This window comes from Erwinia pyri (genome assembly GCF_030758455.1).
GTDB lineage: Bacteria > Pseudomonadota > Gammaproteobacteria > Enterobacterales > Enterobacteriaceae > Erwinia > Erwinia pyri.
The window spans coordinates 2,760,987-2,778,900 of sequence record NZ_CP132353.1; the positions used below are offsets into that span (position 1 = coordinate 2,760,987).

Annotated in this window: 24 protein-coding genes; 23 read left to right on the forward strand and 1 reads right to left on the reverse strand. The window is 53.4% G+C overall.

Annotation, left to right across the window (positions count from 1 at the left end; translation table 11 throughout):
• The first annotated feature begins 16 nt into the window (after positions 1-16).
• The 10 genes from Q3V30_RS12945 (at position 17) to Q3V30_RS12990 (ending at position 6,196) form a co-directional block, all read left to right on the forward strand.
• The gene (locus Q3V30_RS12945) at positions 17-193 is read left to right on the forward strand and encodes a hypothetical protein (protein ID WP_306206258.1); all 177 of its coding nucleotides are present in this window, start codon (positions 17-19) and stop codon (positions 191-193) included.
• Positions 190-480 (forward strand): hypothetical protein, encoded by a 291-nt coding sequence (locus tag Q3V30_RS12950; RefSeq protein WP_306206259.1) that lies wholly within the window; start codon positions 190-192, stop codon positions 478-480. Before Q3V30_RS12945 ends, Q3V30_RS12950 begins: the two co-directional genes overlap by 4 nt.
• Positions 480-1,298: a PD-(D/E)XK nuclease-like domain-containing protein gene (locus Q3V30_RS12955; protein ID WP_306206260.1), complete on the forward strand. Its 819-nt coding sequence runs from the start codon at positions 480-482 to the stop codon at positions 1,296-1,298. Before Q3V30_RS12950 ends, Q3V30_RS12955 begins: the two co-directional genes overlap by 1 nt.
• On the forward strand, positions 1,295-2,176 hold the full coding sequence (locus Q3V30_RS12960; protein ID WP_306206263.1) for a RecT family recombinase: 882 nt from the start codon (positions 1,295-1,297) through the stop codon (positions 2,174-2,176). Before Q3V30_RS12955 ends, Q3V30_RS12960 begins: the two co-directional genes overlap by 4 nt.
• Before the next feature lie 414 nt (positions 2,177-2,590).
• Positions 2,591-3,010: a hypothetical protein gene (locus Q3V30_RS12965; protein ID WP_306206265.1), complete on the forward strand. Its 420-nt coding sequence runs from the start codon at positions 2,591-2,593 to the stop codon at positions 3,008-3,010.
• A 270-nt stretch (positions 3,011-3,280) separates the two neighbouring features.
• Positions 3,281-3,562 carry a hypothetical protein gene (locus Q3V30_RS12970; protein WP_306206267.1) on the forward strand — a complete coding sequence of 94 codons (282 nt, stop codon included), beginning with the start codon at positions 3,281-3,283 and terminating at the stop codon, positions 3,560-3,562.
• A 67-nt stretch (positions 3,563-3,629) separates the two neighbouring features.
• On the forward strand, positions 3,630-3,842 hold the full coding sequence (locus Q3V30_RS12975) for a hypothetical protein (protein ID WP_306206269.1): 213 nt from the start codon (positions 3,630-3,632) through the stop codon (positions 3,840-3,842).
• A 227-nt stretch (positions 3,843-4,069) separates the two neighbouring features.
• Positions 4,070-4,540: a class I SAM-dependent methyltransferase gene (locus tag Q3V30_RS12980; RefSeq protein WP_306206271.1), complete on the forward strand. Its 471-nt coding sequence runs from the start codon at positions 4,070-4,072 to the stop codon at positions 4,538-4,540.
• An 83-nt stretch (positions 4,541-4,623) separates the two neighbouring features.
• Positions 4,624-4,881, forward strand: coding sequence for an excisionase family protein (gene xisR, locus Q3V30_RS12985; RefSeq protein WP_306206273.1), 258 nt, complete (start codon positions 4,624-4,626; stop codon positions 4,879-4,881).
• 31 nt (positions 4,882-4,912) lie between these two features.
• Complete coding sequence (locus Q3V30_RS12990; RefSeq protein ID WP_306206274.1) at positions 4,913-6,196, forward strand: tyrosine-type recombinase/integrase; 1,284 nt, start codon at positions 4,913-4,915, stop codon at positions 6,194-6,196.
• Positions 6,197-6,231: 35 nt separating this feature from the next.
• Here Q3V30_RS12990 and fliE read toward each other — a convergent pair whose 3' ends face one another.
• Entirely contained in the window at positions 6,232-6,543 is a 312-nt protein-coding gene (gene fliE, locus Q3V30_RS12995; RefSeq protein WP_306206276.1) for a flagellar hook-basal body complex protein FliE, read from the reverse strand.
• Between the two features lie 239 nt (positions 6,544-6,782).
• Here fliE and fliF point away from each other — a divergent pair, with 239 nt between their 5' ends.
• From fliF to fliR, 13 genes are all read left to right on the forward strand, one after another.
• A complete protein-coding gene (gene fliF / locus Q3V30_RS13000; RefSeq protein ID WP_306206278.1) occupies positions 6,783-8,501 on the forward strand; it encodes a flagellar basal-body MS-ring/collar protein FliF in 1,719 nt (572 codons plus the stop codon).
• A complete protein-coding gene (gene fliG, locus Q3V30_RS13005) occupies positions 8,498-9,490 on the forward strand; it encodes a flagellar motor switch protein FliG (protein WP_306206280.1) in 993 nt (330 codons plus the stop codon). The genes fliF and fliG overlap by 4 nt, the downstream gene beginning before the upstream one ends.
• Complete coding sequence (gene fliH / locus Q3V30_RS13010) at positions 9,483-10,172, forward strand: flagellar assembly protein FliH (protein ID WP_306206282.1); 690 nt, start codon at positions 9,483-9,485, stop codon at positions 10,170-10,172. The genes fliG and fliH overlap by 8 nt, the downstream gene beginning before the upstream one ends.
• On the forward strand, positions 10,172-11,527 hold the full coding sequence (fliI, locus tag Q3V30_RS13015) for a flagellar protein export ATPase FliI (protein ID WP_306206284.1): 1,356 nt from the start codon (positions 10,172-10,174) through the stop codon (positions 11,525-11,527). Before fliH ends, fliI begins: the two co-directional genes overlap by 1 nt.
• Before the next feature lie 41 nt (positions 11,528-11,568).
• A complete protein-coding gene (gene fliJ, locus Q3V30_RS13020; RefSeq protein ID WP_306206286.1) occupies positions 11,569-12,015 on the forward strand; it encodes a flagellar export protein FliJ in 447 nt (148 codons plus the stop codon).
• Positions 12,012-13,295 (forward strand): flagellar hook-length control protein FliK, encoded by a 1,284-nt coding sequence (locus tag Q3V30_RS13025; RefSeq protein WP_306206288.1) that lies wholly within the window; start codon positions 12,012-12,014, stop codon positions 13,293-13,295. The genes fliJ and Q3V30_RS13025 overlap by 4 nt, the downstream gene beginning before the upstream one ends.
• A 150-nt stretch (positions 13,296-13,445) precedes the next feature.
• Positions 13,446-13,925 (forward strand): flagellar basal body-associated protein FliL, encoded by a 480-nt coding sequence (fliL, locus tag Q3V30_RS13030; protein ID WP_306206290.1) that lies wholly within the window; start codon positions 13,446-13,448, stop codon positions 13,923-13,925.
• 7 nt (positions 13,926-13,932) lie between these two features.
• Positions 13,933-14,940, forward strand: a complete 1,008-nt coding sequence (gene fliM / locus Q3V30_RS13035; RefSeq protein ID WP_306206292.1) for a flagellar motor switch protein FliM — start codon at positions 13,933-13,935, stop codon at positions 14,938-14,940.
• Positions 14,933-15,331 (forward strand): flagellar motor switch protein FliN, encoded by a 399-nt coding sequence (fliN, locus tag Q3V30_RS13040; RefSeq protein ID WP_306206294.1) that lies wholly within the window; start codon positions 14,933-14,935, stop codon positions 15,329-15,331. The genes fliM and fliN overlap by 8 nt, the downstream gene beginning before the upstream one ends.
• Positions 15,332-15,727 carry a flagellar biosynthetic protein FliO gene (fliO, locus tag Q3V30_RS13045; RefSeq protein WP_306206297.1) on the forward strand — a complete coding sequence of 132 codons (396 nt, stop codon included), beginning with the start codon at positions 15,332-15,334 and terminating at the stop codon, positions 15,725-15,727.
• On the forward strand, positions 15,724-16,458 hold the full coding sequence (gene fliP / locus Q3V30_RS13050) for a flagellar type III secretion system pore protein FliP (protein ID WP_306206299.1): 735 nt from the start codon (positions 15,724-15,726) through the stop codon (positions 16,456-16,458). The genes fliO and fliP overlap by 4 nt, the downstream gene beginning before the upstream one ends.
• A gap of 65 nt (positions 16,459-16,523) precedes the next feature.
• Positions 16,524-16,793: a flagellar biosynthesis protein FliQ gene (gene fliQ, locus Q3V30_RS13055; protein ID WP_306206301.1), complete on the forward strand. Its 270-nt coding sequence runs from the start codon at positions 16,524-16,526 to the stop codon at positions 16,791-16,793.
• Positions 16,793-17,578 (forward strand): flagellar biosynthetic protein FliR, encoded by a 786-nt coding sequence (gene fliR / locus Q3V30_RS13060; protein WP_306206303.1) that lies wholly within the window; start codon positions 16,793-16,795, stop codon positions 17,576-17,578. Before fliQ ends, fliR begins: the two co-directional genes overlap by 1 nt.
• The last annotated feature ends 336 nt before the right edge of the window (positions 17,579-17,914 follow it).

Consider the following 17,914-nt stretch of genomic DNA (forward strand, 5'->3'; position numbering starts at 1 on the left):
ATCAAAGGAATCACCCATGCAACAGTTAGCTATTGCAGGGGCTACCCGCGTGGGTGGCTCCAGTTTCGACGCATTTAAATCAATCCAGTTTCACCATTCAAACATCCTCACCAGCGCTTCATTCACCCCGCCGCCGCGTAAAAGCTGGCTGCAGAAGCTTTGGGAAACTCTCTGTGCCGAGGGTAGACCATGAATGCATATGTTTCTCAAGATCGCCTCAAAGACCAACATGATGCTGCTGAACAGCAGGAAGCGCAGCGCGTTTCCCGTGTTGACGTCATCGCGCTGGACTTAGCCAATAAATACCCAGAAGACATTACCGATTTTGCAGCAATGCTGAACCTTCCGGTTGAATTGCGTATGTTCCTGCGCGGGTCTCAGGCTCAAGACGAATATGCGGATTTCGTAGATCGACTGTCTCGCCTGCAAGCCGAAGAACACGATCAGCTCATTGAGATTGGCTTTATGGAGGAGCACTGATGGAGCCGGGCCTCTACCTCGATATCAGCAACGAGGACTACCACGCCGGGGCTGGTGTCAGTAAATCGCAACTGGATGATATTGCGACCAACCCGGCAATCTACAAATGGCGCAAAGAAGCACCTGTGGATACCGAAAAGCTTAAGGCACTTGATATGGGTACCGCCCTGCATTGCCTTTTGCTGGAGCCGCTGGAGTTCGACAGGCGGTTCATCGTAGCACCGGAATTCAACCGCCGCACAACGGCAGGAAAGGAAGAGGAGGCTCGCTTTCTCAAGGACTGTAAAAACTCAGGGATGACCGTCATGGATGCAGAACAAGGCAGGAAGTTGAAGTTGATGCGGGAAAGTGCGCTGGCGCACCCGGCGGCCAGATGGTTGCTTGAAGCAGAAGGACATTGCGAAGGTTCGATTTACTGGACGGATGACGAAACCAGCGAATTATGCCGCATCAGGCCGGATAAGTTCCTGACAGGCCAGCCGGTAATCGTTGACGTCAAAAAGGTCGCGGATATGGACCGCTTCCCGCGCCACCTGGCTGAGTTCCGGTATCACTTGCAGGATGCCATGTACCGCGAAGGATTTCTGCGCCACTTCGGTGAATACCCGATGTTCATTTTCCTGTGTGTAAGCGAAACCATCGACTGCGGCCGTTACCCGGTCCGCACCTTCCAGATTCAGCCTGATGACACCGCAGATGGCTACGAGCTTTTCCGCAGCAGCCTGAACACATATCACGAATGCCGTACCACGGATAACTGGGGCGGTATCGAAGAAATCACCCGCCCGGCTTGGGCGAAGAAAAAGGACAATGTATGAGCAACGAAATTATCCACGCCCCGGCTAATGAGGCAGACACCAAAGCGGCCATCTTCAGCCCTTCAGGCCTGCAGAAGCTTCAGGCGTTCGCTGAGGTCATGGCGCAGGGTAAAACCACCGTTCCGGCGCATCTGGCCGGAAAGCCTGCCGACTGCCTCGCTGTGGCACTTCAGGCTGCTCAGTGGGGAATGAACCCATTCGCCGTTGCTCAGAAAACGCATTTGGTTAACGGAACGCTGGGCTATGAAGCTCAACTGGTCAATGCGGTTATCACCAGTTCTACAGCCGTACAGGGTCGATTCAAATACGAATATGGCGGCAATTGGGACGCCTTCAGGCCCGGAGCGGCCAATGCAGCAAACGAGAAAGGGTTATGCATTAGGGTTGGTGCAGTGCTTCGCGGTGAAATTGATATCACCTGGGGCGAGTGGCTATACCTCGAGTTCATAACCACTCGCAATTCCCCCTTATGGAAAACAGCACCCAAGCAGCAGATGGCTTACCTGGCTGTTAAATATTGGGGGCGCATGTACTGCCCTGACGTCATTCTCGGAGTTTACACCCCGGATGAATTCGAGCAGAAAGAACGCGTCGAGCGCGATGTCACTCCGGCCCGCACCCGGCAGGATTTGAATAACCTGATCAACCAGAAGCCCGCCGAAAGCACGCAGGCAGAAACTCCGCAGACAATAACTCGCTCCGCTGATGACCTACTTAAAGACTTCACCGAAGCTGCTTCGAAAGCTTCTGGTGTTGATGAGTTGGATAAGTTTTATAAGTACGCCGCCAAGATGCTCGCCAATGATACAGAGAAGCTGGACATGGCCACTGACGTTTACCAGATTCGAAAATCCGAGCTGGACGAATCCGACGCCTGATACAGGGAGGCGATATGCCCGATGGTCACTACCAGCGGAGAGGCAATCAGTTAACCCTCGGGCGTCGCTGGACGCCTGAGGATAAAGCCACACTGAAAGAATTCGCAGCAACAATCCCGCCAAAGATCATAGCCCGAAAACTCGATCGCTCTTACGAATCAGTGCGTCAGATGGCGAGTCGCTGCCGGATTCTGTTCCTTGTCGAGCGAAGAGGTAAAGGCTGACGCTCAACTTAAGCTAAATTTATGACACAAAATCACTGTATATAAATCCAGTATTTAGCTGTTATTTTTCTTCATGAGAGCGTAATGTATCTCTGTGAGACAAGCACATAACCCACTGACCATTAATGATTTTAGTGGCCATGAGTTAATCAAAATCAATTAAGTAATTTCTTAAAAAAAGGAATCAAATATGGCTGACACAACTCAATTAGCACAACAGGCTATCGATAGCGTAAACCAGCTGAAGGAAATGGCTGATCAGGCGGTACAAAACCAGGCGGCGTTAGAGGAGCTGTATGAGGAGAATACTCGTCTCAATTCGCAGGTGGATTCGCTGCAAGAAAATCTCACTGCCCTGGACGAGGTTTTCCACCAGAGAGTCATCGAAGAAGACGATTACCTCAGTTACGCGCAGGATATGCTGAAAGATATCAGCAATATGATCGACAGCGGTGAGCTTGGTCCTTTTTCGATTGAAAAGGTGGAAACGCTACGTATTACTCTGCAGGTTGTTGCATCCATCCGAAGCAAAAATCACGGAGACCATCCACGTCGCCCTGGCGATGCTCCTAAGCAGACGCTGCGTCAGGTTGCAGGTTACGATGAGTAATCAAATTTAAAATTACAAGCCGCCCAATGAGGCGGCTTTTTTACGCAGCAAAAAGAGGGAGCAATCATGCTGACCGGCTTTGAACTGTTAATCACCTCCACCTTCCCTGTCGCTATACCAGTATCTGAGCGGATATTTGAAACCAGAGCAGCCTGTGAGCAGGTAAAGAGTCGCATCATTGAGCGCAGGCCATTTGTTCGGCTTGAGTGTGGCGAGGTAAGGAGGTAGAAAGTCTTAGGCTGGCAAACTAACTACTACATCGGAGGTCGCATGAAAGAAGATTACATTGTTATAGGCGCGGGGCATGATGGAGAGATATATCAGCTTGAGCCAGGCAAAAAGGAATTACCTATAATCCCATCTCCTGTAGTGAGGCAGCACAGGCATGGCCCTCGCTCTGAGATTGAAACGAAGAAAATGGAAATTCTTGCCGTTTCACTGGTAGAGCATGAAGGGCATTTTTATAATGTTGTTTCCGAATCAGATATTTCATCTGAGCAACTTGGTGAGGTTATAAAGAGAAAGTTTCTTTCCCCTCGCCCAGTCAAGTGAATTAACTGATGTTCACTCAACCTCGCCACGGCGGGGTTTTTTATTGCCAAAATTTCAGGAGTTACCCATGTGTGATATCGCAGATGAAGCCTTTGAACGTGAAGAGTGGGAGCGCACGTTAGCGCTGAAGAATCGCCAGCTGCCGGATCCGCCGTCGCCGGTTTGCCGCAACGGCGATTGCGGCGAGCCATCACAGCCCGGGGCCAGTTATTGCTGCCCGGAGTGCAGGAAAGATGATGAGCTTCACCAGTGGGCGGCTAAACAGCGCCGTGTAGCATAAGGATACGCTATGTTGCCAGCTCAGGAGAACGCGCTGCGGTCCGTAGCTCGAAAGTGTCGGACTGAAATACTCAGCGCAATAAAAGGCAAGCCCAAGTCAGAGCACGACCGCATTACCACTCTTATGTTAGAAAAATATTCCAACCAAATAGCCGCCCTACCTCCTGGTAAGTTCACCGCAAAAAGGTGGCTGACTTATTTCGTGCGCGTGGTGGATAAGGAGATGAGATGAGTGAAGCAACAATTTTAGATATGTGCTGTGGTTCGAGAATGTTCTGGCTGGATAAGCAGGACAGCAGAGCCATTTATTCAGACATTCGAAAAGAGGAGCATATTCTTTGTGATGGCCGATTACTGAATATCTCACCAGGTGTAATTGCCGACTTCCGATCACTACCATTTCCGGACAATACCTTTTCACAGGTAGTGTTCGACCCGCCACATCTGGAGCGTGCCGGTGAGAATGGCTGGATGCGTAAAAAGTATGGATCACTTAAAGAAGGTTGGCGCGATGACATTGGGGCGGGCTTCTCAGAAGCCTTCAGGGTGTTGCGGCCACAAGGCACTTTGATATTCAAATGGAATGAAACTCAGGTTCCTGTCAGCCAGGTTATCGCACTGACTGAACAGAAGCCTACGATTTGGCAGCGCACCGGAAAAGGCGATAAGACCCACTGGATACTCTTTCTCAAACCGTGATCACCCTTCCCCGCCTTCTCACCGCATTCGCATTCGTCATCGCCGTATGGGCGATATTTAAAACTCTCTGAACGAGGTCAACTATGGAAAACGTTATTCAGCTGATGCCAAGCAAATGGGTGTCTGAGTCTGTTCTGATGCAGATTACTGGCCTGCGTCCGGGAACCATTAAACGAGCCAGAGAGAAAGCGTGGCTCCAGGGGCGTGAGTATCTGCTGTTCTCCCCTGAAGGAGACCCAAAGCCTAACAGCGAAGCCATGTATAACAGGGAAGCTATAGACCAGTGGATTGCAGGTCAGGCAAAAAAACAGCCTGGTGCGGCCGAAAGGAAAAAGGCTTAACCTGATCGCCCTTTCACACAGGAGCAGTACTATGACAAAAGTAATATATCCGAAAGGCGTAGAGAACCATGGAGGGTTCCTTCGCATCCACTTTCAGTATCAGGGGGTCAGAATCAGGGAGGCGCTTGGGATACCTGATACTGCCAAAAACAGGAAAATCTCGGGTGAGATTCGGGCAAATGTTGTGTATGAAATCAAAACGGGATCGTTCGTTTACCAGCGCACTTTCCCAACCTCTGTTCACCTTTCTAAGTTTGGAGATGCCCGGGAAGAACTTTCGGTTAAGCAAATGGCAGAACGTTGGCTGACGGTAAAGGAAACGGAGATAAGCCGGAACACGTTAGCCAGCTACAGGACAAGGCTGACAACTTGTCTGGGAATTTTGGGGGAGAGTAAGCTCATAAGGGGCGTCAAAACTGAAGACATTCAGAAAATGCGCCTTATGCTTTTGAAGGGGGATTATGTTTACGGAAGAAATCGCAACATGACGGGCAGCGGCCGGTCAGTTGCATATGTTAATACCTGCATGTCTGACTTTTATTCTCTTTTTAAATTTGCTCACGAAAATGGATACGCAGACAGGAATGTCGTTTCCTCTCTGTCACCGCTGAAAAAAGATAAGCCGAAGCCCGACCCGCTCACACGTGAGGAGTTTCACCGTTTCTCAGAGGCATGCAAGTCCAGGCAGATTAGAAATCTCTGGTCGCTTGCTGTGTACACTGGCCTTCGACATGGTGAGCTTTGCGCTCTGGCGTGGGAGGATGTCGATTTGCAGGCTGGTTCAATTACTGTCAGGCGTAACCTGACTGTTCTCGGAGATTTTACCCCACCAAAAACCGACGCCGGTGAGCGGAAGGTTTATCTAATCAGAGCCGCAGTCGATATTCTTCGCGATCAGATGGAGCTGACCAGAATGCATCCTGCAAAGGAAGTCACCGTTCTCTCACGTGAATATGGGAAGTCGGAAAATGAAGAGCTGACTTTTATCTTCAACCCAAAGATTAATGCCATCAACTCTAAAAGCGACAGCTATTACACCGTGGCCTCTCTTCCTCAGACATGGAGAGCAGCGATTAAAAAAGCCGGCATCAAATACAGGAAACCATACCAGTCCAGGCACACCTATGCGTGCTGGTCACTTTCCGCAGGTGCAAACCCCAACTTTATAGCCAGTCAGATGGGCCATGCTAATGCGCAAATGGTGTATCAGGTTTACGGCTCCTGGATGAGCGAAAATGACGAAGCACAAATGAACCTGTTAAACGAAAAGCTCAACGATTTTGTCCCATCACTGTCCCACAGTAAAGCCGTCTAGTCACTATTTCTTTTCCTGCCAATAGGTTACCTAACCTAAACCTGCATATTCATGATGTCGGTGTAAGCGCTGACCAGCTTGTTACGCACCTGGATGCCCATCTGCATTGATACAGAAGATTTCTGCAGATCGACCATCACATCATTCAGGTTAATGCCTGGCTTACCCAGTTCAAAGTCCTGCGCCTGCGCACGCGCTTCGTTCTGCGTATCGCTGATCTTGTTCAGCGCGGCCTTCAGCTCACCGGCAAAATCGGCGTGGCTTGAAGCATCACTGCTTCTGCCGCTGGCCTGAATTGCTGCGGTTTGCAGCTGTTGCATCACACTCTCAATACCCTGAATTGCCATCTTTTGCCCCGGAAGTTTAACGGTAGAAATTTTGTTGTGAGAAAACTTACCACAATGTCAATGAGACAAAGCCGCTAAATAAGAGCAAAAATCATGGCTTATCCAGCCATCGAATTTCCTGTTTAAGAAAATAATGGCAGCCATTAGAAGTAAAAATTTATAGCTAGCCGCATCAGGGAGTCAGTTTTGTTACGACACTACACGAAACAGTCCGGTCAACTGTCAGGCAGGAAAGAGTCATGAATGCAACTGTCACGCAGGATCAACCAGAGAAGAAAGGTCTGAACGACCTCTTCGCTCGCTTACGCGCTAATCCTCGCATCCCCATTATTATTGCGGCGGCGGCGGCTATCGCCATCGTTATAGCTATGGTGCTCTGGGCTAAACAGCCAGAATATCGTGTGCTCTATAACAACCTGAGCGATGAAGATGGCGGCGCCATCGTTACGCAGCTTACCCAAATGAACATCCCTTATCAGTTTGATGATAAGGGTGGTGCATTAATGGTACCGGCGGCGAAAGTGCATGAGCTGCGTCTGCGTCTTGCTCAGCAGGGTCTGCCTAAAGGCGGCGCCGTGGGCTTTGAACTGCTGGACCAGGAGAAGTTCGGTATCAGTCAGTTCAGCGAACAGGTTAACTACCAGCGCGCGCTGGAGGGTGAACTCTCCCGGACCATCGAAACGCTGGGCCCGGTTAAAAATGTTCGCGTGCACCTGGCGATGCCAAAACCTTCGCTGTTTGTGCGTGAGCAGAAATCGCCAACGGCCTCCGTCACCTTAAATCTGCAGCCTGGCCGTGCGCTGGACCAGGGACAGATTAGCGCTATCGTGCATATGGTCTCCAGCAGCGTGGCTGGCCTGCCGCCGGGTAACGTGACCGTGGTTGACCAGGCGGGCCACCTGCTGACCCAGTCTGATAACGCTGGCCGCGATCTGAATGATGCTCAGCTCAAATACGCCACCGATGTCGAAAACCGTTTCCAGCAGCGTATCGAAGCGATCCTGAACCCGATTGTCGGTAACGGCAACGTGCATGCGCAGGTTACCGCGCAGATCGACTTTAATGCTCGTGAACAAACTGACGAGAAATATCAGCCGAACAGCAATCCGGCAAACCAGGCCATTCGCTCGCGCCAGACCAGCGACAGCGAACAGCTTGGCGGCCAGAATCAGGGCGGCGTACCGGGTGCGCTCTCTAATCAGCCTGCTCCGGCTAATACCGCACCGATTACCAATCCGCCAGCTAATCAGAATGGCCAGAACGGTAATGCGGCTAACAATGCGGCGGCCAATCAGGGTTCCACCACCAGCACGGCCAGCAAGTCAGGTCCTTCCAGCACGCGGAATGACAACACCACCAACTACGAAGTGGATCGCACCATCCTGCATACCAAAATGAATGTGGGTGAAGTACAGCGTCTCTCTGTGGCGGTCGTGGTCAACTATAAAGCAGACGCAGCCGGCAAACCGATTGCCCTGACGGATGCTCAACTGAAACAGATTGAAAACCTGACCCGTGAAGCGATGGGCTATTCGGACAAACGCGGTGACAGCCTGAACGTTGTTAACTCACCGTTTACCGAAGCAGCCGACAACAGTGGCGACCTGCCATTCTGGCAGCAGCAGTCCTTCATCGACCAGATGTTTGAACTGGGACGCTGGTTACTGGTGCTGATTGTGGCCTTCATCCTCTACCGCAAGCTGGTTCGTCCACAGCTTATGCGTAAAGCAGAGCAGGAGAAGGCTGCCGTTGAAGCCGCGGCAGTCGCTAAGCAGGCAGCAGAGTCAGAAGATGATGCGGTCTCGGTGAGCCTGTCGAAAGACGAACTGGATCAGGAACGTAAGTCGCAGCACCGCATGGGTGCAGAGGTTATGAGTCAGCGTATTCGCGAGATGTCAGAAAATGACCCGCGTGTGGTGGCTCTGGTTATTCGCCAGTGGATGAAGGACGAGCTATGAGTCTCACCGGTACAGAAAAAAGCGCCATCCTGATGATGACGATTGGCGAAGACCGTGCGGCCGAGGTGTTCAAACACCTCGACACCCGCGAGGTTCAGCACCTGAGTGCGGCAATTTCCAATATGCGTCAGGTTTCACATAAGCAACTCACCGAAGTGCTGCGTGAGTTTGAGGTGGATGCCGAGCAGTATGCAGCCCTGAGCCTGAACTCTAACGATTACCTGCGCTCCGTGCTGGTGAAAGCGTTGGGCGAAGAGCGCGCCTCTACCCTGCTGGAAGACATTCTGGAAACACGCGAAACCACCAGCGGAATGGATACCCTCAACTTTATGGAGCCGATGGCGGCTGCCGATCTGATCCGCGACGAACACCCGCAGATTATCGCCACCATCCTTGTACACCTCAAACGTGCGCAGGCTGCCGACATTGTTGCTCAGTTCGACGAGCGTCTGCGCCACGACGTTATGCTGCGTATCGCTACCTTTGGTGGCGTCCAGCCGGCCGCGCTGGCAGAGCTGACCGAAGTGCTGAATGGCCTGCTCGATGGTCAGAACCTCAAGCGTGCGAAGATGGGCGGCGTGAGAACCGCAGCGGAGATCATCAACCTGATGAAAACGCAGCAGGAAGAAGCCGTTATCGAAGCGGTTCGCGAGTTCGACGGCGAGCTGGCACAGAAAATCATCGACGAGATGTTCCTGTTCGAAAACCTGGTGGAAGTGGACGACCGCAGTATCCAGCGCCTGTTGCAGGAAGTGGAGTCCGAGTCCCTGCTGATCGCTCTGAAAGGTTCCGAGCAGCCGCTGCGCGAGAAGTTCCTCAAGAACATGTCCTCCCGTGCGGCCGATATTCTGCGCGACGATCTGGCAAACCGTGGCCCAATGCGCATGTCTGCAGTGGAGAGCGAGCAGAAAGCGATCCTGCTTATCGTCCGTCGCCTGGCAGAATCTGGCGAGATGGTGATTGGCGGCGGCGAGGAGCAGTATGTCTGATAAATCTTCTCTGCCCTGGCAGCGCTGGCAGCCCAACGATCTTGGTCAGCTGAATAAACCGCTGGTCGAAGAGTTGGTGCAGCCTGAGCAGCCGGAAGATCCGTTCAATCAGCAGCAGTTCGAACTTGAACAGTTGCAGCATCAGGTGCGCAATGAAGCCCAGGGTCTGGGCTATGCCGAAGGGCAGCAGAGAGGTTTTGCCGAAGGCCAGAAAGCGGGTTATGACGCCGGTTTTCAGCAAGGTCTGGCGGAAGCGCAGCAGCAGCAGGCGCCTTTACAGGCGCGCATGCAGCAGCTGGTTTCAGAATTTCACCACACGCTGGAAGCGCTGGACAGCGTGATTGCCGCCCGCCTGATGCAGCTGGCACTGGAAGCGGCCCGTCAGGTTATTGGCCAGGCGCCGCACGTGGACGGTACCGCCCTGCTGCGTCAGATTCAGGGCATGATCCAGCAGGAACCGATGTTCAGCGGCAAACCTACGCTGCGGGTTCACCCCGACGATCTGCAGCGTGTTGAGCAGACGTTAGGCGCAACCTTAAGCCTGCACGGCTGGCGCCTGATGGCTGACAGCACCATCCATCCAGGCGGCTGCAAAGTCAGCGCGGAAGATGGCGACCTGGATGCCAGCATCGCTACGCGCTGGCATGAACTCTGCCGTCTTGCCGCACCTGGAGAACTTTAATGACCACTCGTCTTTCACGCTGGTTAGGCTCGCTTGATGCCTTCGAGCAGCGTTTATCGCAGCTGCCGGAAGTGCGACGTTATGGCCGTTTAACGCGGGCGACGGGCCTGGTGCTTGAAGCCACCGGCCTGCAGTTACCGCTGGGTGCAACCTGCGTGATCGAACGTTCCGACGGCAAAACCGTTTCGGAAGTGGAAAGTGAAGTGGTCGGCTTTAACGGCCAGAAACTCTTTTTAATGCCGCTGGAAGAGGTCGAAGGCATTCTGCCTGGCGCGCGCGTTTATGCCCGCCGCAACGGCGAGCACAGCGGCAAACAGCTGATGCTGGGGCCGGAACTGCTGGGCCGCGTGCTGGACGGCAGCGGTCGTCCGCTGGATGGTCTGCCCTCACCAGAGACCGGCTATCGCGCCCCGCTGATCACGCCGCCGTTCAACCCCCTACAGCGCACGCCAATTACTGAAGTGCTGGATACCGGCGTACGCGCCATCAACGCCCTGCTTACCGTAGGACGCGGACAACGTATGGGCCTGTTTGCCGGTTCCGGCGTGGGTAAAAGCGTGCTGCTGGGGATGATGGCACGCTACACCAAAGCGGACGTGATTGTGGTCGGGCTGATTGGTGAGCGTGGCCGTGAAGTAAAAGACTTTATTGAAAACATTCTTGGTACCGAAGGGCGTGCACGTGCGGTAGTTATCGCCGCGCCGGCAGATGTCTCTCCTCTATTACGTATGCAGGGTGCCGCTTACGCCACGCGTATTGCTGAAGATTTCCGCGACCGTGGTCAGCACGTGCTGCTGATTATGGACTCCCTGACCCGCTACGCGATGGCGCAGCGTGAGATCGCGCTGGCGATCGGGGAACCACCGGCAACCAAAGGCTATCCACCTTCCGTGTTTGCCAAGCTCCCGGCGCTGGTTGAGCGTGCGGGTAACGGCATTGATGGCGGCGGCTCGATTACCGCCTTCTATACCGTACTGACCGAAGGCGACGATCAGCAGGATCCGATTGCCGACTCGGCGCGTGCGATCCTCGATGGTCACATCGTACTTTCGCGTCGTCTGGCGGAGTCTGGCCACTACCCGGCTATTGATGTTGAAGCCTCAATCAGCCGCGTGATGGCACATCTGATAGACGATACGCACTACGCCCGCGTTCGTCAGTTCAAGCAGTTGCTCTCCAGCTACCAGCGCAACCGCGATCTGGTCAGCGTTGGCGCTTACGCGGCGGGCAGCGATCCAATGCTGGATAAAGCGATCAAACTCTATCCGGAGCTGGAAGCCTTCCTGCAGCAGGGCATGTTTGAACGCAGCACCTTTGACGATGCCTGCCTGCATTTGCAGGCCATCTTTGGTTAACGGTTCTCAAAGCGACGTAGTCCGACCCTGGCGGAGGCAGTATGGCAAAACAAGCATCACCGATAGAAACCTTGTGCGGCCTGGCACAGAAAGATCTCGATAAGGCGGCCATTCAGTTAGGCGACGTCCGGCGCGCCCAGAAGCAGGCCGACGAGCAGTTAGCCATGCTGCTGAACTATCAGGACGACTACCGTAAAACGCTGAATGACACCATGGCCAGCGGCATAGCCAGCACCCGCTGGCATAACTATCACCAGTTTATTGAAACCCTGGAAAGAGCCATCGATCAGCATCGTCAGCAGCTCAACCACTGGAATGGCCGTCTGGATACCGCACTTAGACTCTGGCGGGAGAAACAGCAGCGGCTGCATGCTTACGAAACGCTACAGGCCCGCGCCGTGGCGAACGAATTATTACAGGAAAACCGTCTCGATCAGAAACGGATGGATGAATTTGCCCAACGGGCATCATTGAGGAAAGGCGAATGATCACTTTGCCACTTGCGACGAACGGGACCGGGGTTAGCGCCACCAGCGCCAAAGCGACATCAGCTTCTGCTGATGTGGGTATGGAAACCACCACAGCGGCGGGCGAACTGCCGGCCAAAGGCGAAGGCGGCAACCAGGGCTTCCTTACGCTGCTGGGAAACAAGCTTCTGTCGCTGGCGCAACAAAACGAAACGGGGCAGGCTTCTACGGCGGCCACGACTGCGGCGACCGACGATGCCGCTGCCGCTCAGTCGCCTAAAGCGAAACTGAGTGCGCTGATGGCGGCTTTAGACAAGCCGGAAACCCTCAGCGCCCTGCTGCAGCCGGTTAAAAACGATAAAGCAGTGAAGACGGAAGAGACCTCTGGTGAAGAGAACCAGACAGCCGCCCCTACACTGAATGCCAGCGATATGCAGACGCTGCAGGCGCTGTTTGCCATGCTGCCGCCCGCTGCCCAGCAGCCTGCTGCCACGGCAAAAAATGGTGAATTACTGACGGATGATCCAGCGATCAAGGGCGCGAAGCAGTCCACTCTCTCTTCCCTGCTCTCTGCGACTAATAGTGCCGAAGGTGACAGCGATAAAGCGAGCGCTAAACCAGAGAGCCTGACTGCCGCAGTAGGTAAAGAGTCGCCAAAAGCGACGGCGGAAGCGCCAACCTTAACCGCCGCGTTCCAGCAGGCGCTTAACCACAGCGGTAAGAGTTCCGACAAAGAAAATTCAAGTTCTGCCCCTGCAGCGACGATAACCAATAATGTTATCAGCGCCGCCTCTTCCCTTGTCACGCCGACCACCACTTCCCTGGTGACGGCACCGGCAAGCGCGCAGCTCAGCTCTCAGTTGGGCAGCCAGGAGTGGCAGCAGGCGTTAGGTCAACAGATCCTGATGTTCAGCAAAAATGGTCAGCAAACTGCGGAACTGCATTTGCACCCTCAGGATTTGGGCAGCATTCAGATCAGTCTGAAGCTGGACAATGACCAGGCGCAGCTGAGTATGGTGTCGAACCACAGTCAGGTTCGTGCGGCGTTAGAAGCCGCGCTGCCGCAGCTGCGTACTGCACTGGCGGAAAACGGCATCAGCCTTGGTCAGAGTAACGTCAGTAGCGATGCTTTCCAGCAGGGTCAGAGTTTCAGCGGTCAGCAGGAGCAGCAACGTAATAACCACAGTGGCAACACATTTAATCTTGCATCGGAAAATGACAGCGATGTAACCCCAATTGCCGTTCCTGCCGCGCTGCAGGCGCGTGCAGCCGGTTCCAGTGCTGTTGATATTTTCGCCTGACGGTGACAAACGCATAAGCTAGTGGCAAAACCCGCGTCTTTTCTCCCTATTGTTTAGCGCAAGACGCGGGATAATCTGCCCATATCACCGTGGGATAGCGGATTAAGTGGTACCGCACCTCGAAAATAATCACAGGAAGTTATAGCTCATATGACTGATAAGAAAGCCAAAAGCGGCAAACGTAAGCTCCTGATACCCTTGTTACTGCTGGTAACACTGGTTGCTTGCAGCGTGGCGGGCTATACAGTCTGGCGCATGATGAAGTCTCCCGCTGACACTGCCCATGCTGAAAAGCCTGCAGAGCCTGTCGCGCCAGTCTTTTTCGCGCTGGATACCTTTACCGTAAACCTGATTAATCCGGATAACGATCCCGATCGCGTGCTCTACGTTGGCTTTACGCTGCGTCTGCCTGATGAGGATACCCGTCGCCGGATGACCGATTACCTGCCGGAAGTGCGTAGCCGCTTACTGCTGCTGCTCTCCCGCCAGAACGCCTCTTCTCTGAATAATGAGCAGGGCAAGCAGGAACTGGTCAATCAAATTAAAACCGTACTGGCTCCACCGCTGGTACAAGGTCAACCTCAGCAGGTCGTGAGCGATGTTCTGTTCACTGCCTTTATCCTGAGGTAGAGCAGACATGGGCGACAGCATCCTCTCACAAGCAGAAATTGACGCGCTGCTCAACGGCGACAGCGACAGCGCGGCAGTAGAAACATCCAGCGTTGCAGGCGAAAGCGATATTCGTCCTTATGATCCCAATACCCAGCGGCGTATGGTTCGCGAACGTCTGCAGGCGCTGGAGATCATTAATGAACGTTTTGCCCGCTCTTACCGTATGGCGCTGTTTAACCTGCTGCGCCGCAGCCCGGATATCACGGTAGGGGCGATTAAAATTCAGCCTTACCATGAGTTTGCGCGCAACTTGCCGGTGCCGACGAACCTGAACCTGATTCATCTGAAACCGTTACGCGGCACCGCGCTGGTGGTCTTCTCGCCGAGCCTGGTATTTATCGCCGTCGATAACCTGTTTGGCGGTGATGGTCGTTTTCCGACCAAGGTTGAGGGGCGTGAGTTTACCGCGACCGAGCAGCGCGTGATCCGCCGCATGCTGAAACTGGCACTGGAAGGGTACAGCGAAGCGTGGAAGCCGATTTATCCGCTGGACGTAGAGTATGTTCGCTCTGAAATGCAGGTCAAATTTACCAACATCACGACTTCACCTAACGACATCGTGATCACCACGCCGTTCCAGGTAGAGATTGGCAACCTGGTAGGCGAGTTCAATATCTGCATCCCGTTCAGCATGATTGAGCCGCTGCGCGAAACGCTGGTGAACCCGCCGCTGGAGAACTCCCGTCAGGAGGACCAGAACTGGCGCGACACGCTGGTGAAACAGGTGCAGCACTCCGAACTGGAGCTGATCGCCAACTTCGGCGAAGTGTCGATGCGTATTTCGCGTCTGCTGGCCCTGAAGCCGGGTGACGTATTACCGATTGAAAAACCGGACCGCATTATCGCCCATGTCGATGGCGTGCCGGTATTAACCAGCCAGTACGGCACCCTGAACGGGCAGTATGCGCTGCGAGTGGAACATCTGATTAACCCGATTTTGAATTCGATGAACGAGGAACAGCCCGATGAGTGACACCAAGAAGCCGTCCGAAGACGACATCTCCGCGGACGACCTGTGGGCTGACGCGATGAACGAACAGACCACTGCCTCATCCGAAGGGGTGTTTAAGGCGCTGGAGAGCAATGATATCGCCGGGTCGCTGCAGGATATCGACCTGATTATGGATATCCCGGTTAAGCTGACCGTTGAGCTGGGCCGTACCAAGATGACCATCAAAGAGCTGCTGCGGCTGACGCAGGGTTCCGTGGTGGCGCTGGAAGGGCTGGCCGGCGAGCCGCTGGATATTCTGATCAACGGCTATCTGATTGCCCAGGGCGAAGTGGTGGTTGTGGCTGATAAATATGGCGTGCGTATCACCGATATCATCACTCCATCCGAACGTATGCGTCGTCTGAGTCGCTAAATGAAGACAGCCCAGGTACAGACACAGCCGGTGGGTCAGCCCGCTGTTTCAACGGGATCGATGCTGACCCAGGTCAGCAGCGTGTTAGCCGTTATCATTTTACTTATTCTGGCCTGTGCCTGGCTGGCAAAACGTCTTGGCTTTACGCCAAAGCGGGGCGTGCGTGGCAGCGATCTCACCGTCAGCGCCAGTTGCCAGGTTGGGCAACGCGAACGCGTGGTGATTGTTGATGTGGAGGATGCCCGCCTGGTGCTGGGTGTGACCGGACAGCAGATCACCCATTTGCATACCTTGCCGCCTAAACCGCAGCAGGATAATCCGGAACCTCCGGCTGCGGCGGCAGATTTCCGTCAGGTGCTGCAAACCTTACTCAAACGCCCCGGTAAGCCAAAATGAAACGCTCTCTTCCTTTACTGGCGCTGTTTCTGCTGATTGCGCCTGATGTCCATGCTCAGCTTCCCGGCCTGATGAGTCATCCGACCGCCAATGGCGGCCAGAGCTGGTCGCTGCCGGTACAGACTTTAGTCTTTCTGACTTCGCTCACCTTCCTGCCAGCAATCCTGCTGATGATGACCAGCTTCACCCGGATCATCATTGTGTTTGGATTGCTGCGAAATGCGCTGGGCACCCCTTCCGCGCCGCCGAACCAGGTCCTGTTAGGCCTGGCGCTGTTCCTGACCTTCTTTATTATGGGGCCGGTGTTCGACAAAATTTATCAGGATGCCTATCTGCCGTTCAGTCAGGACAAGATCAGCATGCAGGAGGCGATTGATAAAGGCGCCCAGCCGCTGCGCGAGTTTATGCTGCGCCAGACGCGTGAAGCTGACCTGGCGCTGTTCGCCCGGCTTTCCAACTCCCCGCCTTTGCAGGGACCAGAAGCGGTGCCGATGCGTATTTTATTACCGGCCTACGTCACCAGCGAGCTGAAAACGGCGTTCCAGATCGGCTTTACCGTGTTTATCCCGTTTTTGATTATTGACCTGGTGGTAGCCAGCGTACTGATGGCGCTGGGGATGATGATGGTGCCGCCGGCGACTATCTCCCTTCCCTTTAAGCTGATGCTGTTTGTGCTGGTTGATGGCTGGCAGCTGCTGGTGAGTTCTCTGGCGCAAAGTTTCTATACCTAGATCCGAGGGCGAACCCTATTCGCCCCGAAATAATAACGTCTCTTCTCTTTTTCTCCGGAGTCACTATGACACCTGAATCGGTTATGGTTATCGGGCACGACGCTATGCAGGTCGCCCTGGCAGTTGCTGCCCCACTGTTGCTTGCAGCGCTGGCCAGCGGACTAGTTATCAGCCTGCTGCAGGCGGCTACCCAGATCAACGAACAAACGCTCTCCTTTATACCCAAAATCCTCGCCGTGGTCGCCACTATGGTTATCGCCGGTCCGTGGATGCTGAATCTGGTACTCGACTATATGCGTACCCTGTTCACTAACCTGCCTTACATGATCGGTTAATGATTAACGTCGACAGCAGTCAACTGGTGTTCTGGATCAGCCAACTTTTCTGGCCGCTGGCGCGCGTGCTGGCGCTGATCATGACTGCGCCTTTGTTAAGCGAAAAGGCAATCAGTAAAAAAGTCAAAATCGGCCTGGGCGTGATGATCACCTATGCGCTGGTGCCCTCTTTGCCGCCAACAAATGTGACTTTGTTCTCGGTTGGCGGCTTCTGGCTGCTGATTCAGCAAATTCTGATAGGCATCGCTATAGGTTTTACGATGCAATTCGCTTTCGCTGCGGTAAGAACGGCGGGGGAAGTGATTGGCCTGCAGATGGGACTCTCTTTTGCTACCTTCTTTGATCCAGCGAGCCGACTGAACATGCCGGTACTGGCCAGATTTTTAGATATGCTGGCTATGTTACTGTTTCTCTCCTTTAACGGTCACCTCTGGTTAATTTCGATGGTGGCGGACAGTTTTCATACATTGCCTATTGGTGGCGATCCGGTAAACGGCAACGCCTTCCTGGCACTGACTAAAGCCGCCAGTCTGATTTTCCTTAATGGTCTGCGATTAGCGCTACCATTGATAACTCTGCTGCTCACCCTTAATTTGGCCCTGGGTTTGTTAAACCGTGTTTCACCTCAGCTCTCCGTTTTTGCCATCGGCTTCCCCGTCACCTTATCGATAGGGATCATCTTCATAAGCCTGATGATGCCCCTGCTAGCCCCTTTCTGTGAGCATTTGTTTAGCGAAGTATTTGATTTACTCGCCAGCGTGCTCAGTGAAATGCCCGCCAGATAATCTTAAGTATTGGCTGGGTATAAATCAGCCACTGTTAAGAAGACGAAATGTGTCTGTGCATTTTTCGAACCAAATTTATCAGAATTTCATTAAGGAAATTCTGATAAATGCGACGACACAATGAAAATTATTCTTATTAAATCCCACTTAGCGTATTTTGATTCCTGAAACAGCCGAATTGTTGCGAGAACGTTAATGTTCACAAAACAAACAAATGACTGTTTTTAATGGAATTTTTATTTTTTCTGGTTTATCTTGTGCTCCATCGCGTTTTACGGCATTGTCAACACGCCGCACAGAGTCACACATTCGTGAGATGAATGTTTTTTAGGAATC